The sequence below is a fragment of the Streptomyces sp. NBC_01381 genome (genome assembly GCF_026340305.1).
Taxonomy (GTDB): Bacteria; Actinomycetota; Actinomycetes; order Streptomycetales; family Streptomycetaceae; genus Streptomyces.
Map to the genome: position 1 here is coordinate 2520719 of NZ_JAPEPI010000001.1, position 14114 is coordinate 2534832.

Sequence of the window (14114 nt, forward strand, 5' to 3'; positions counted from 1 at the left end):
GCGAGAGGGCTTGAGGTCAGAAGCTCTCAGCGGGGAGTGTGGGGGGATCGTCGGCGTTCGTGTGAGAGGCCCGTGCCAGGGGCAGAGCTTCGAGCAGCGTGTTTGCTGCGGCTACCCGGAGAACGCCGACTTCCACGTACGCGCGCCCGTTGCCGGTGACCAGACCACGAACCCGTGACGCGTCGTCTTCGGAGAGCCCGGCACGGATAAGGGCGGCTCGCATGAGCCCCGCGATGTGGTCAGCTTCTGTGCGCGCGCTCTTGTACTGATCCATGGGAATCATGCGCGCCGCCTCTTTCTGTGCGGATGATTCCGGATCTCGACGTTCAGGTCTGAGACCTTGGACATGTTGTCCGCGGTCCGTGCCTCGCTGCGCTCTCCGCTCAGTGCCCCGCATACGTCGCAGCCGGGCGCTGGGTGAGGGTCGCCTTCTAGTCTCAAGGGCAGTTCTACGGGCGGACTGGGATACGTCGTCGGGTTAGTCATGGGTGGACCCCTTGCGTCGTCCTTAGGGTGACAACGCTAGGAACCTGCCTGCCGCAAATCACAGCGGATTGCACGTGATTGCAGGGCAATCACTCAAGCGAGTTGATTGACGCTGTGATCAGCGCCCGAGCCTTCGTGCCATAGACCGCCATGTCGGCCAGCATGCTGAACGTGTCTGCATAGGCGCTTACTTCGCTGGGCTGCGTGAGCGTGAGATAGCCCGAGATGAGTTCGACGTTGACCTGCGCCCTGTCGTAGATCCAGAAGCCCTCAACCGGCATCCTTGATCGGCTGAGGCGGGTGGGTACCACGCCCAAGCTGACATTGGGAAGCGAGCCGATCGTGAGCAGGTGCTCAAGCTGTTCAAGCTGCGTGTCTGACTCCCCGAGCCCGTTCCGCAGAACCGACTCCTCAATCAGGAATGCGAAGCGCCGGTCTCCCTCGTAGAGGACGCGCTGACGTTCCATGCGTACTGCCACGGCGTCGGCCACGTCATCGACTGTGACCCGCCGCCGCTGGACAGCACGCAACACGTCCTCGGTGTACCCATGAGTCTGAAGTAGGCCAGGCACCAACCATGAGGAGTAGGCGCGGAACCAGTGAGTACGTTCGAAGAGAGGTAGAACAGCCTCCTGCGCCCGTCGCAGCCCTGAGCGCTCCATACGGCGCCATTCCACCCACATCCCTTCAACGGCTCGCAGAGAAGCGATGAGGTCTTCCGCCTGATCGCCAGCGCCACACGCACGGCACCAGGCCCGAATGTCGTCAACGCTTGGCTGGGTCTTCGCTGTCGAGATACGGGACACCTTGGACGGGTGCCAGCCACACAGAGCGGCCACGTCCTTACCTTCCAACCCAGCGTCCTTCACCAACTCCCTCAGACGGCCGGCAAGAAGACGCCGGGCTTGCTGAACACTCGATGATCCTGAAGCGGGCATGGGCGGTCAGGTCAGCTTGTAGTCCTCGTGCGGCGTGGCTCGTTCCCACACCGCTTCAAAGGCCGAGCTGACCAACTCCACAACGGCGGCATCGGTGCACCATTCCCGGTCCACAACTTCACCGTCCCCAGAGAAGTAGGTGAACAGCACTGACGAGCTGTCGAACATCCAAAGGTCGGTACCCGGTAGTGCGATATCGGCCGCCTTGCGGCGCGGCAGCCAACGCACCAGTTCTCCCGCCGCCACGTTGGCGAACGTCAGGTCATGCTCGTACCGGATGTATTCGGTGACCGGCTCCGAGACGATCCGAGCGCGGCGCATCACCACTCCGCGCGCCGTCATCTCGCCCACCAGGTCCCGCCAGGACCCCCACCACTCGGGCAGCTTCGCGGGATCGTTGCCGCACCGGTGACCAGCCCGCCAACGGGCGAACTCGGGGTCATCCGGGGTGTAGTTGTCGCGCATCTCCAGATGCACGGCGGAGCGCTGCGTCTTTGCCAGTCCCTCACGTACGGGGTACTTCACCGTTGTCGCCTTCCGGTTGCGGGATGTACTTCAGCATGACTGCCGGAAGCCGGATGGTCGTCTCGTGATCCGGAACGTCTGTGGAGTGACCGGGAATGGAGCCGATCTCCTGGCACGCCTTCACGTCTTCTTCCGTGGCCTTGTAGGACTGGATCAACAGGTCTCCCGTGTCCTCGTCCAACCAGATGGTCGGCGAGTCGTCCACGGGCGTGTTCGGGATGATCCCAAGGAAACGTAGCTTCATGACTTCTCCCTCTGTCGATCCGATTGCGCTCGATTGCACGACCATCACCCTCGTGGCGGGGAGCGTCAAGAGGGCCTAGCTGTAGGGCGCTTGAGACAATGCCCGGGACGACGAAACCCCCGCACCCGCCGCCCTGGTGGGGCGGCGGGCGCGGGGCTCTGTGGTTGCGGGTCAGTCCCACGCGTCCGAGTCGCCATCGTCCGGCTCGGGTGCCGTGATGGCAGTGCTGGCACTCGGCGAGAGGCCCAACTCACGTATGTAGCGTGCTAGTTGAGAACGGTATTGTGCTGCCATGCTGGCTGCACCGTTCTTCACGGTGTGCCCCGTTCGGCGGTCACCATGAGCCCGCGCTGTGAAAGGTCCCGCTCCGCCTGGCCGATGCGGGCGACGCACATGCACAGGTCCTTGACCGTGGTGTGGTCCACCTCGCCGATACCGGCGGCCACTTCCAGAATGGGGACGATGCGTCGCCACTCCTCGGAAGCGACATCCCGGCACCGGGCGTTCGCTGGCTCAACAGTGGGATCGGGAGAGGGCGGGACCACCCCCGTCCAGTCTGGCTCGGCGAGGATCGCGCGAGGCACGATCACGCCCTCTTTGCTTACCGCTGCGGCAGGATAATCAGCGGGCGGTGCATCAAAGCTGGATCCACGTCGTCTTCAGCTCCGTGTACTTCTCCAGCGCGTGCAGCGACTTGTCCCGGCCGTTCCCCGACTGCTTGTAGCCGCCGAACGGCACCGTCACGTCGCCCTCCTCGTAGCAGTTGACCCACACCGTGCCCGCCCGCAGCCGGCGCGCCACCGTGTGCGCGGTCGACAGGTCCGAGGTCCAGAGCCCGGCCGCGAGCCCGTACGCCGTGTCGTTGGCGAGGGTGACCGCCTCGTCGAGCGAGCCGAAGGTGAGGACGGCGAGGACCGGGCCGAAGATCTCCTCGCGGGCCAGCGGCATCTGCGGGGTGACCTGGTCGAAGACCGTGGGGGAGAAGTAGCTGCCGCCGGGGACGACTTCGAGCCGGGTGCCCCCGGCGCGCAGCCGGGCGCCGGCCTCCGCGCCCCGGCGTACATGCTCCTGGACGGAGTCCACCCGCGCTGTACCGGCCAGCGCCCCCATCTGCGTGGCCGGGTCCAGGGGATCGCCGACCCGCAGCGTCCCGGCCCGCTCGACGACCGCCGCCGTCACCTCTTCCGCCACTGCATCGTGTACGAGCAGCCGCGAGGGCGCCGTGCACATCTCGCCCTGGTTGAAGAAGACGCCCCAGGCCGCGGTGGCCGCTGCCGCCGCCAGGTCGGGGGCGTCGGGCAGGACGATGTTGGGGGACTTGCCGCCGAGCTCGAGCCAGACCCGCTTGAGGTTGGAGTCGGCGGCGTGGCGCAGGAAGTGGCGGCCCACGGCCGTGGAGCCGGTGAACGTGAGAACGTCCACGTCAGGGTGGCGGCCGAGCGCGCGGCCCGCGGTCGGGCCGTCGCCCGCGACGACGTTCAGGGCGCCGGGCGGCAGCCCCGCCTCGTCGGCGATCCTGCCGAGCATCAGGGCGGACAGGGGCGTGAGTTCGGAGGGTTTGAGGACCACCGTGCAGCCCGCCGCGAGCGCCGGGGCCAGCTTCCAGGCCGCGAGCGTGAGCGGGAAGTTCCAGGGGACCACCGCGCCGACGACGCCGGAGGGTTCCCGTGTGACGAGTGCCAGCGTGTCGGGCTCCGTGTGCGGGGACGTGTCGGTCAGCTTGTCGGCGAGCTGGCCGTACCAGCGGAAGGTGTTCGCCAGGGCGCGCAGCTCGATCGCGTACGACTCGGAGATCGGTTTGCCGTTCTCCAGGGTGACCGTGAGGGCGAGAGTGGAGCGGTGCTCTTCGATGAGAGCAGCGATCCGCAGCAGGATCCGGCCCCGGTCGGCGGGGGAGAGGCGCGGCCACGGCCCGGTGTCGAAGGCCCGGCGGGCGGCGGCGACCGCGAGGTCCACCTCCTTCTCGCCCGCGTCCGCGACCAGTGCGAGGGTGCGGCCGTCGCGGGGAGAGACGACGGGGAACGCGCCGCCCGAACCGTCGGCATCGGCGCCCGCGACGCGGTGCCGGGTGGGCAGCTCGGGGACGAGCGCGTCGGCCCGCCGCATCCAGTCCTGGTGGCTGCTGGTGGACAGGGCGTCGTCCGGCATGGATGCCTCCGGAGGGGGAGTGGCGCAATTCGTTTGGTCTCAAACGGTAGTCCAACACCGCGCTCCCTTCGAGGGGTTGACCCGCCCGACTCCGCGCTCATAATGTTGTTTGGGTTCAAACGAACTGGCGAACTGGAGGATGCCATGGCTCCCCCCGCTCCCGGACCACCGGCCGACGCCCCACGTGCCCCGAACACCCTGAAGGCCCCGGACGCCGCGCCCGTCACACCTCTCGCGATCGTCGCCGGCGTCCCCGTCGACACCCGGCACTGGATCGGCGGTGAACGCGTCGCATCCGCCGCCACCTTCACCGACCGCTCGCCGATCGACGGCGCGCCGCTCGCCGAGATCGCCCGCGGCGGTGCCGCCGAGGCGCGCGCCGCCGTGGCCGCCGCCCGTGCCGCCTTTCCCGGCTGGGCCGCCACCCCGCCCGCCGAACGGGCCCGGCTCCTGCACGCCGTCGCCGACGGGGTCGAGGCCCGCACCGAGGACCTCGCGATCGTCGAGACCACCGACAACGGCGCCCTGCTGCGCTCGCACCGCCGCGGCGTCATGCCCCGCGTCGCCCACAACCTCCGCTACTTCGCCGACCGCCTGCTCGCCCTCGCCCACGACGACTTCGAGACCCGGGGGCACGTCAATCGCGTGAGCTGGGATCCGGCGGGGCCCGCCGTCCTCATCACGCCGTGGAACGCCCCGCTGATGCTGGCCAGTTGGAAGGTCGCGCCGGCGCTCGCGGCCGGCTCCACCGTCGTGCTCAAGCCCGCCGAGTGGACCCCGCTGACCGCCTCGCTCCTCGCGGACATCGCGCACGAGGCGGGAGTTCCTGCCGGGGTCCTCAATGTCGTGCAGGGGTACGGCGCGGAGGTGGGTGAGCCCCTCGTCGCCGACCCCGACGTACGCCGGATCAGCTTCACCGGGTCCGTGCCCAGCGCGCGGCGCATCGCCGGAACGGCCGCCGCGCACCTCGTGCCGTGCAGCTTCGAACTCGGCGGCAAGTCGCCGCTGCTCGTCTTCGCCGACGCCGATCTGGAGCTGGCCGCCGATCTCGCCGTCGAGCAGTTCGACAACGCGGGGCAGGTCTGCCTGGCCGCCACGCGCATCCTGGTCGAGGAATCCGTACGCGATGCCTTCCTTGGTCTCTTTCTTGACCGGGTAACGAAGTTGACCCAGGGAGATCCGCGCGACGGGAGCACTGATCTCGGGCCCAACATCGACCCCCGGCACATCGAGCGCGTCGACGGATTCGTGCGGCGCGCCCTGGACGCGGGTGCCAAGGCCGTCGTAGGCGGCGGCCCCAACGAGGAGCTGACCGCGCGCCTCGGCGGGAACTACTACTTCCCCACCCTCCTCACCGACGTCGCCCAGGACTCCGAGATCGTCCAGGAGGAGGTCTTCGGGCCCGTCCTCACCCTCCAGACCTTCCCCGACGGCGACGAGGACGAAGCCGTGCGCCTCGCCAACGGCACCCGTTTCGGCCTCGCCGCCACCCTCGCCACCGGCGACCACGACCGCGCCCGCCGGGTCACCGCACGGCTCGTCGCCGGGACCGTCTGGGTCAACTGCTTCTTCGTACGCGACCTCTCCGCACCCTTCGGCGGCTCCCGCCAGTCCGGCATCGGGCGCGAGGGCGGCGACTGGTCCTTCGACTTCTACTGCGACCTGAAGAACACCGTAACCGCGCCGAAGGGTTGGGCCCGCCATGGGTGAGATCGTCGGGGCGGGCCTGCTCGCCCACGTGCCGACCATCGTGCTCCCCGAGGAGACCCGCAAAGAGCTCAACGAAGGCCGCGAGATCAGCCTCGTCCCCGGCCTGCGGCGGCTGCGCGAGGAAGTCTTCGAGACGCTCGCGTACGACACCGTCGTCGTGCTCGACTCGCACTGGGCGACCACCGTCGAGTTCGTCGTCTCGGCACAGGACCGGCGTGCCGGGCTCTACACCTCCGAGGAGCTGCCGCGCGGCATGAGCCGGATGCCGTACGACTATCCCGGAGACCCCGAACTCGCCCACTCCGTCGCCGAGTTCGCCGAACGGCACGGCACCTGGATCACCCCGATCGACGACCCGTTCCTGCCCGTGTACTACGCCACCATCAATCTCTGGAAGTACCTGGGCGAAGGCCTCCCCGCCAGGAAATGGGTCTCGATCGGGGTCTGTCAGACCGGAGACACCGAGGACCATCTGCGGCTCGGCCGCGCGCTCGCCGACGGCATCGCCGCGCTGCCCGACCGCAAGGTGCTCCTCGTCGCGTCCGGCGCCCTCTCGCACACCTTCTGGCCGCTGCGACAGCTGCGAGACCACGAGTCGAGCGGGCTCAGCCACATCCGTACGCCCGAGGCGCGGGCCGCCGACGAGCTGCGCATCGCGTGGCTGGAGCGCGGCGACCACGCGCAAGTCCTGCGCACCATGCCGGAGTTCCTCACCCACAAGCCCGAGGCGCGCTTCGGCCACTACCTGATGATGATCGGTGCTCTCGGAGGAGAGCAGTGCTCTGCCGCCGGTCGCGCCTACAGCGCGTACGAGAACTCGGTCGGCACCGGACAGATGCACCTGTGGTTCGACCGCCCCGCCGGAGGCTGGACGGCCGTCCCCGACATGGAGGCCGAGGCCAGCGCATGACGGACAGCAGCAACACCACCACCACCGAATACCGCCGGATCCTCCTCGGCGGAGCCGCCGTCCAGGTCGTGCGCGACGGCGATGAACTGGTCGCCGCCGACGGCCGCCGCGTCAAGGCGGCCGAAGCGAGCCACCTGCCTCCCGTACGCCCCTCCAAGGTCATCGCCGTGCACCTCAACCACCGCAGCAGGGTCGAGGAGTTCGGGATCGGCCTGCCGCCCGCTCCCACCTTCTTCCACAAGCCCGTCTCCGCCCTCAACGCCCACGGCGGTGCGGTGGTCCGCCCCGACGGCTGCAAGTACCTCAACTACGAGGGCGAGATCGGCATCGTCATCGGCCGTACGTGCCGCAACATCGCCCCCGCCGACGCGGGCGCGTACATCGCCGGATACACCGTCGCCAACGACTACGGCCTGCACGACTTCCGCGACACCGACGCCGGCTCGATGCTCCGCGTCAAGGGCTCCGACACGCTCTGCCCGCTCGGCCCCGGACTCGTCACCGGCTGGGACTTCCACGGCAAATACCTGCGGACGTACGTCAACGGGTGGCTCGTGCAGGACGGTTCGACGGACGAGATGGAGTGGGACATGCACTATCTCGTCGCCGACATCGCCCGCACGATCACGCTGGAGCCCGGCGACGTACTCCTGTCCGGCACCCCGGCCAACTCCCGTCCTGTCGCGCCGGGCGACCTCGTCGAGGTGGAGGCCGAAGGTCTCGGCAGGCTCATGAACCGCATCGTCACGGGGCCGACGGCGATCCGCTCCGACGTCGGCGCCCAGCCCACCGAGTCCGAGGAGGTCGTCTCGACGGCCTTCGGCGGCGACTGGGAGTTCCGCGGCGTCCGGCCGCCGCGCCGCTGATCCACCCACGTACAGAAGCACGTACAGAAGCACGTGCAGAAGGGAGTTGAGATGCTCAGGATCACCGTCGACATGAAGGTCTGCCAGGACCACGGGCAGTGCGTCTTCGCCGCGCCGGACGTCTTCACGCTCGATGACGACGGCCGTCTCGTGTACGTCGCCACGCCCGACGACTCGCTGCGCGCCGACGCCGAGGACGCCGCCGACGTCTGCCCGCTGCAGGCCATCCGGGTCGAGGGCTGACCCGCCGTGGCCCCGGCGGGAATCGCCGTCGTCGGCGCGTCGCTCGGCGGTCTGCGCGCGGCGGAGCAACTGCGCGCGGCGGGCTGGCAGGAAGCGATCACCGTGTACGGGGCCGAGCCCCATCTCCCTTACAACCGGCCTCCGTTGTCCAAGGAGGTCCTCGCGGGCGAGGCGCCCGCGACCGTAACGGCGCTGCGTCACCGACCCAGCGTCCAGGACGTCGAGTGGCGGCTCGGCACGGCGGTCGTCTCCGCCGATCTGGCCGCGCGCACACTCACCCTGGCCGATGGTTCGACGCATGCGTACGAGGGTCTGGTGGCCGCCACGGGGGTGCGGCCACGCAGACTCCCACTCACCGGGGGACCGCCCCGGCATGTCGTGCGCACCCTGGAGGACTCGGCCGGACTGCGGACCGAACTCGACGAAGACGTACAGGTGTTGGTGATCGGCTCCGGATTCATCGGCTGCGAGGTGGCGGCCACCGCACGCAAGGCCGGATGCGAGGTGACGGTCGTCGCACCGGAGGCCGAGCCGATGATCCTGGCGCTCGGCGAGGGCCTGGCACGCGTACTGCGGGGGCGGCACGAGGCGTACGGGGTGCGCTTCCGCATGGGCCACCTGGTCGCCGAACTGACTGACGGGTACGTGGTGTTGGACGATGGCGCCACATGCCCGGCGGACGTCCTGGTCGAGGCCGTCGGGTCACTGCCCAACACGGAGTGGCTGGCCGCCACCGAGGGCATCGACCTCACCGACGGCATCCTCTGCGACGAGCATCTGCGCATCGGCGGCCTCCCCCACGCGGTGGCCGTCGGGGACGTGGCGCGCTTCCCCAACCCCCGCTACGGGCCGGTCGCGCGGCGCGTCGAGCACTGGTCGATCCCCTCCGACAGCGCGAAGCACGCGGCCCGCGTCCTGGTCGCGGGGCTCACCGGCGGGGAGCACGGCCTGGGGCCGTTCGCGCCGCTGCCGACGTTCTGGAGCGACCAGTTCGCGATGCGCATCCAGTCGTTCGGCCAGCCGGGGCTCGCCGAACGGTGCCAACTCCTCCAGGGGGACCCGGAGTCGTACGACAGTGATGTGCTGTACGGCTACTACCGGGACGAGCGGCTGATCGGCGTCGCCGCACTCGGCGGCCCCAAGGCGGCGGCACTCGCGGGGAGTTACCGGCGCGAGCTGATGGCGCTTCCGGAGGCGGAGGCCGCCGCGTAAATCCCTGCCGGGCCGGTCGCCCTGCGACTAGCCTGGCCCCGGCAACCGACCCTCCCAGGAGCTGAGATGCCCGGTCACCCGAGCGCGCGCTGACTTCGTAGGTCACGACCGACCTGTCATCGCGTGCTGCCCTTGAGCTGCGGCACGGCGAGCTTTCCCGCGCACCGTCTTCAGCATCTCCAGGGGCTTTTGTGTGGCGTGACCGTGATTTCCGCCGGCTCTGGGTGGGCCAGACCGCATCCCAGCTCGGCGAACAGTCGGGCCAGGTGATCCTGCCGCTCATCGCCGTGCTCGCCCTGGACGCGGGCCCGGGACAGCTCGGCGTCCTGCGCGCCGTGGAACAGGCGCCGATCCTGCTGCTCTCGCTCTTCGCGGGCGCGTGGGTGGACCGCAGACGGGCCCGCACGGTGATGGTGTCCGCGGACCTCGCCCGCGCCGTCGCCCTGGCCGCGCTGCCTGTCGCGTACGTACTGGGCGTACTCGGCGTTCCGGCGCTGCTCGTCGTCGCCTTCGCCGTCGGTGCGCTCAGCGTGTTCTTCGACGTGGCCTACCAGGCCTCTCTCGTACGGCTCGTACGACGCGATCAGTTGATACGCGGCAACAGCGCCCTTGAGGGCAGCAGATCCGCCGCGCGGATCGGCGGTCCCGCGCTCGGCGGTGCGCTGGTGACGCTCCTGTCCGCGCCGGTCGCCGCGGTGGCAGGCGCGTTCTTCTTCCTGCTGTCCTTCTGCTCGATCCGGCGGATCCGCCGCGATGAGTCGATACCGGACCGTAGTGGCCTGCAGCCTCCTCCCGTCCGGCGACAGATCCGCGAAGGGCTCCAACTCGTCGTCGGCGACGGCTCGTTGCGGGCGGTGGGCATCGCATCCGCCCTCTTCCAGTTCTCCTTCGCCGCCGTGATGACCGTCTATCTGCTCTTCCTGCCGCGCGGGCTGCACCTGTCGGGCGCCGAGGTGGGTCTCGCACTGGCGGCGACGGGTCCTGGCGCCGTCGTCGGCTCGCTCCTCGCCGCACGGCTGCCGGGAAGGTTCGGCCACGGCGTGGTGCTCGTGTCCTCGGCGGTCGCCGCGGACGGGGCGCTGCTCTGCGTACCGGCACTGCACGGTTCCGGCACCGGCACGCTCGTCGCGCTCATGGCGGTGAACTTCGTCTTCGGCACGTTCAGTCAGCTCGTCAACGTCACCGTGATGGCCGTGCGGCAGGCCGTCACGCCGCTCCGGATGCAGGGCCGGGTCGTCGCGACGATCAACTTCGCCGGGATGGGCCTGACCCCGCTCGGCTCGCTGCTCGGCGGCCTGCTCGCCGCCCAGTGGGGACTGCGCACCGGCCTCCTGATGACCGCGGTCGCCCTCGCGCTGTCCCCGCTGTACATGGCCTTCTCCCCACTGGCCCGCCTCGGCAAGGACCTCCCGGTGGCCGCTACACCCCTCCCACCGCGGTGAGCAGGGCCAGCGGCGCCGCCGCCGACCGGGACTCCCGTACGCAGGCGTGCGGATACGGAACCGGCCCCGGATAGGCCTCGCGCCCGTACCCCGCAAGCACCTCCGGGAGCCGGTCCCCGCCCGTCGACGCCGCCGCCACGAGCGCGCGGGCCACGGCGCGCGCCTCGTCGTGTAGACCGTAGCGAGCGAGGCCGAGCGCGATCAGTGCGTTGTCGTGCGGCCACACCGAACCCCGGTGGTAGGACAGCGGGTGGTACGCCGCCTGGCCCGCGGCCAGTGTCCGTACGCCCCAGCCCGAGAAGAAGTCCGGTTCCAGGAGGCGGCGGCCGACCGCCTCGCCGTACTCCTTGTCCAGGAGGCCGGACCAGAGCAGATGGCCCGCGTCCGACGCGAGGGCGTCGACCTGGTTGCCGTCACCGTCCAGGGCGAGCGCGGGGAAGCCCTGCCCGGGCATCCAGAAGTCCCGCTGGAAGCGGTCCCGCAGGTCGGCGGCCGCCTGCGTGAGCAGATCGGCGTACACCTTGTCGTCCCAGACGGTGCGGGCCAGCCAGGCGGTGCGGCCGAGCGCGTCGTACGCGTATCCCTGCGCGCCCGCGGCCATCACCGGGCCCGTGGCGCGGCTCCCGTCGGCGGAGCAGATCGCGCCGGGGGAGTCCTTCCAGTTCTGGTTGGCGAGGCCGCCCTTGTCCGCGCGGTAGACGAGATAGCCGCGCGAGGTGAGCCCGCCGTGGTCCAGGATCCAGCCGACGGCGGCCCGCGCGTGCGGCTCCAGGCGGCGGGCCAGGGCGGTGTCGCCGGACTGCTCCGTGTACGCGCCGAGCAGCACGAGGAAGAGCGGGGTCGCGTCGACCGAGCCGTAGTAGCGCCCGTACGGAACCTGCCCGAAGTGGGCGAGCTCCCCGTGCCGCACCTCGTGCACGATCTTGCCGGGCTGGGCGACCGCGCCCTCGGTGGACTCCGTGGCCTGCGTCGCGGCGAGCGCGGGCAGCGTCGCCGCGGCCAGGCGCGGCAGATAGGGGAGCGCGAAGAGGGAGGTCAGGAGGGCGTCGCGGCCGAGGAGCGTGAGGAACCAGGGGACGCCGGCCGCCGGGACGCGCAGGGCCTCGCCGTCCGGGCCCGACGCGGGGACCTGGAGCGCGGCGAGGTCGGCGAGGCCACGGCGGCACGCGGCCGCCAGCTCGGGCCAGGCGCCGGGCAGCGTCACGCCGGACATGAAGTCCTCCTCGACGGCCGCGAGTTGCCGCACCGCCTCCGCGGGAGTGTCCGGCACCTCCGGCTCCGGCGCGCCGTGCGGACGCGCCGCGGCACGCAGTGCCACCTCCGCGGTGCCGTGCGCGTCGAGGCCGAGGGACCAGACGAGGCGCCGCGCACCGGTCCCGGTCTCCTCGACGGCGTCCGGCGCGGGCTCGGCGGTCACGGTCGTACAGGAGCGCCACTCGCGCCGCCGGTAGCCGAACTCGATGCCCAGGACGGGCCCTTCGCCGCCGCCGCCGATGACCCGCCGCGACCTGACGGCGCCCGTCTTCGCGTACGTACGGTGGTCGGCCCGCAGTTCGAACTGGTCGGTGAAGTCGGCGTCGACGGTCAGCGCGACCTGTACGGTCGTCGGCACCCCGCGATTGCTGGTGACCCGAAGGCACTCGACGAACGTGCCGTCGGTGACCGCCTGTTCGCGGAAGACGGTGTACGCGGGAGGCTCCTGCCGGCCGCCGCGCGGCACCAGGACGCACCGCCCGGCGCCCGCCTCCGCGTCGGCCCGCGACACCGGCGTGAGGATCTCGGGGACGGCCCCGTCGACCGTCAGCTGCCAGCGGCTCAGATGCCGGGCGTCACGGACGAAGAGCCCGTCCGGGGCCGTGCCGCTGCCGCGCACCCCGCTGATGTCGCCGCTCGCGCCGATGGTGGCGAACGTGCCGCCGCGCACCAGCAGTTGATGTCCCTCAGTCATCCCCAAAACCCTCCCTCATCCGCGAACTCTCCCTGGTCACGCCCGGCGGGATCGTCGAGCAGCAGATCCAGGGCGAGCGCGGCGCTCCAGCCGAAGCCGCGCGCACCGCAGCCCCGCCCCGTGTACGGGTCCACGTACTCCGCGAACCCGGACTCCCCGGCCACATCGAGCAGCGCGCGCCGCAGGCCGTCCGCCCGCGCCCGCTCGCCGTGCAGCCGAAGTCCCCGCTCCAGCAGCCAGTTGGTGTTGAACCACGCGGGCCCGCGCCAGTACCGACGGGCGTCGAAGGCGCTCCCGGTGAGGTCGTAGCTCGGCACGAGGCGCGCCGCGCCGCCGAGCCCGAAGTGCGGTCCGTGCGCGGTGCGGACGAGCGCGGCGGCCACGGATGGCGGCAGCGCGGGCAGGATCAGCGGGATCAGACCGCCGACCCCGCGCTCCGGCACCAGCTCCCCGGAGAGCTGGTCGCGGCAGAAGAACATGCCTTCCGCCGCGTCCCACAGCCGCTCCACGAGGACCTCGGTCAGGGTGTCCGCGCGGGCCGCGCGCCCGGCGGCCGCGTCCGACAGGCCCAACTCGGCCTCGATACGGGCCAGTGCGTACTCGGAGGCGATGAGCAGCGCGTTGAACGACGGGTCCTCGACGGCGAACTCGCCCGCCCCGTCCGCGTACCGGCGGTCGCGGTAGTCGGCGGCCAGGCGCACATATCTGCCGTAGTCGAGATCGGTCGGCCGGTCTTCGGCGGCCCCGTGGTCCAGGTCGGCGCGCCGGTAGGCGGCCGGGTCCGCGGGGGTCACCCGGCTCAACGGGGCGTCCCAGCAAGGGCTGTTGTCCATGCCCTGCTCCCAGGGGTGCACCACGGAGGCGAGCCCGGCGCCGCCCGCGTCCCTGCTGCCGAGCAGATAGCCGTGCCAGGCGGCGAGGCGCGGCTGCACGCGGGCGAGGAAGGAACGGGCCCGGGAGAGGCCCGGGTCGGCCCGGTGCACCAGCCAGGCGGAGAGTGCGTGCACCGGCGGCTGCACGATTCCGGAGGTCTGCACGGCACCGGGCGCCCCGGCGGTGCGTCCCGCCGTCGTGGAGCGCCAGAAGTCGGGGCTGGGAAAGTAGGCGTCCAGCGGGACGGCGGGGTTGAACACGATGTGCGGTACGCGGCCGTCGCTCCACTGCGCGAAGAGCAGCGTCTCCAGCTCCAACTGGGCCCGTAACGGGGAGAGATGGCGGAGCCCGATGGCGATGAACGCGGAGTCCCAGGACCACTGGTGCGGATACAGGGCACGGGAGGGGACGGTCGACGCCCCTGTCCAGTTGGCCCACAGGACATCGGCGGCGCGTTCGCGCAGCGAGGGCGGCGTGAGGGGGCGGGCGGTCAGCTGGGCTGTGCGGCCCACGTTCGTGCGGCTCACGTTCGTGCGGTCCACGCGGATCTCCCCGAGGGGCTCGACGCC

Annotated in this window: 14 protein-coding genes; 6 read left to right on the forward strand and 8 right to left on the reverse strand. The window is 70.9% G+C overall.

Features of this window, described 5'->3' with window-relative positions:
• Positions 1–16 precede the first annotated feature (16 nt).
• From OG453_RS11950 to OG453_RS11975, 6 genes are all read right to left on the reverse strand, one after another.
• Positions 17–274 carry a hypothetical protein gene (locus OG453_RS11950; RefSeq protein ID WP_266867229.1) on the reverse strand — a complete coding sequence of 86 codons (258 nt, stop codon included), beginning with the start codon at positions 272–274 and terminating at the stop codon, positions 17–19.
• 301 nt (positions 275–575) lie between these two features.
• Entirely contained in the window at positions 576–1424 is an 849-nt protein-coding gene (locus OG453_RS11955; RefSeq protein WP_266867231.1) for a helix-turn-helix transcriptional regulator, read from the reverse strand.
• A 6-nt stretch (positions 1425–1430) separates the two neighbouring features.
• A complete protein-coding gene (locus OG453_RS11960) occupies positions 1431–1949 on the reverse strand; it encodes a DUF6879 family protein (RefSeq protein WP_266867233.1) in 519 nt (172 codons plus the stop codon).
• Positions 1930–2193 (reverse strand): hypothetical protein, encoded by a 264-nt coding sequence (locus OG453_RS11965; protein ID WP_266867235.1) that lies wholly within the window; start codon positions 2191–2193, stop codon positions 1930–1932. The genes OG453_RS11960 and OG453_RS11965 overlap by 20 nt, the downstream gene beginning before the upstream one ends.
• A 311-nt stretch (positions 2194–2504) precedes the next feature.
• Positions 2505–2783, reverse strand: a complete 279-nt coding sequence (locus tag OG453_RS11970; RefSeq protein WP_266867237.1) for a P27 family phage terminase small subunit — start codon at positions 2781–2783, stop codon at positions 2505–2507.
• A gap of 46 nt (positions 2784–2829) precedes the next feature.
• A complete protein-coding gene (locus tag OG453_RS11975) occupies positions 2830–4341 on the reverse strand; it encodes an aldehyde dehydrogenase (protein WP_266867239.1) in 1512 nt (503 codons plus the stop codon).
• Between the two features lie 144 nt (positions 4342–4485).
• Between OG453_RS11975 and OG453_RS11980 the strand changes: the two genes are divergently transcribed.
• The 6 genes from OG453_RS11980 to OG453_RS12005 all read left to right on the forward strand — a co-directional run bounded on the left by OG453_RS11980 (position 4486) and on the right by OG453_RS12005 (position 10724).
• Positions 4486–6051, forward strand: coding sequence for an aldehyde dehydrogenase (locus OG453_RS11980; RefSeq protein WP_266867242.1), 1566 nt, complete (start codon positions 4486–4488; stop codon positions 6049–6051).
• Positions 6044–6961: a catechol 1,2-dioxygenase gene (locus tag OG453_RS11985; protein ID WP_266867244.1), complete on the forward strand. Its 918-nt coding sequence runs from the start codon at positions 6044–6046 to the stop codon at positions 6959–6961. The genes OG453_RS11980 and OG453_RS11985 overlap by 8 nt, the downstream gene beginning before the upstream one ends.
• Positions 6958–7827, forward strand: a complete 870-nt coding sequence (locus OG453_RS11990; protein WP_266867246.1) for a fumarylacetoacetate hydrolase family protein — start codon at positions 6958–6960, stop codon at positions 7825–7827. Before OG453_RS11985 ends, OG453_RS11990 begins: the two co-directional genes overlap by 4 nt.
• 51 nt (positions 7828–7878) lie before the next feature.
• Positions 7879–8070 carry a ferredoxin gene (locus OG453_RS11995; protein ID WP_266867248.1) on the forward strand — a complete coding sequence of 64 codons (192 nt, stop codon included), beginning with the start codon at positions 7879–7881 and terminating at the stop codon, positions 8068–8070.
• Between the two features lie 6 nt (positions 8071–8076).
• On the forward strand, positions 8077–9282 hold the full coding sequence (locus tag OG453_RS12000; protein WP_266867250.1) for an NAD(P)/FAD-dependent oxidoreductase: 1206 nt from the start codon (positions 8077–8079) through the stop codon (positions 9280–9282).
• A gap of 191 nt (positions 9283–9473) precedes the next feature.
• Entirely contained in the window at positions 9474–10724 is a 1251-nt protein-coding gene (locus OG453_RS12005) for an MFS transporter (protein ID WP_266867252.1), read from the forward strand.
• Here OG453_RS12005 and OG453_RS12010 read toward each other — a convergent pair.
• A complete protein-coding gene (locus OG453_RS12010; protein ID WP_266867254.1) occupies positions 10702–12672 on the reverse strand; it encodes a glycogen debranching N-terminal domain-containing protein in 1971 nt (656 codons plus the stop codon). The genes OG453_RS12005 and OG453_RS12010 overlap by 23 nt on opposite strands.
• Positions 12669–14057, reverse strand: coding sequence for a hypothetical protein (locus OG453_RS12015; protein WP_266869821.1), 1389 nt, complete (start codon positions 14055–14057; stop codon positions 12669–12671). The genes OG453_RS12010 and OG453_RS12015 overlap by 4 nt, the downstream gene beginning before the upstream one ends.
• Positions 14058–14114 lie beyond the last annotated feature (57 nt).

Bases quoted from the DNA above. Each gene is read 5' to 3' on its own strand.
- OG453_RS11950 (WP_266867229.1), bottom strand. From the start codon at position 274: ATGGATCAGTACAAGAGCGCGCGCACAGAAGCTGACCACATCGCGGGG.
- OG453_RS11955 (WP_266867231.1), bottom strand. From the start codon at position 1,424: ATGCCCGCTTCAGGATCATCGAGTGTTCAGCAAGCCCGGCGTCTTCTT.
- OG453_RS11965 (WP_266867235.1), bottom strand. From the start codon at position 2,193: ATGAAGCTACGTTTCCTTGGGATCATCCCGAACACGCCCGTGGACGAC.
- OG453_RS11975 (WP_266867239.1), bottom strand. From the start codon at position 4,341: ATGCCGGACGACGCCCTGTCCACCAGCAGCCACCAGGACTGGATGCGG.
- OG453_RS11980 (WP_266867242.1), top strand. From the start codon at position 4,486: ATGGCTCCCCCCGCTCCCGGACCACCGGCCGACGCCCCACGTGCCCCG.
- OG453_RS11985 (WP_266867244.1), top strand. From the start codon at position 6,044: ATGGGTGAGATCGTCGGGGCGGGCCTGCTCGCCCACGTGCCGACCATC.
- OG453_RS11990 (WP_266867246.1), top strand. From the start codon at position 6,958: ATGACGGACAGCAGCAACACCACCACCACCGAATACCGCCGGATCCTC.
- OG453_RS11995 (WP_266867248.1), top strand. From the start codon at position 7,879: ATGCTCAGGATCACCGTCGACATGAAGGTCTGCCAGGACCACGGGCAG.
- OG453_RS12010 (WP_266867254.1), bottom strand. From the start codon at position 12,672: ATGACTGAGGGACATCAACTGCTGGTGCGCGGCGGCACGTTCGCCACC.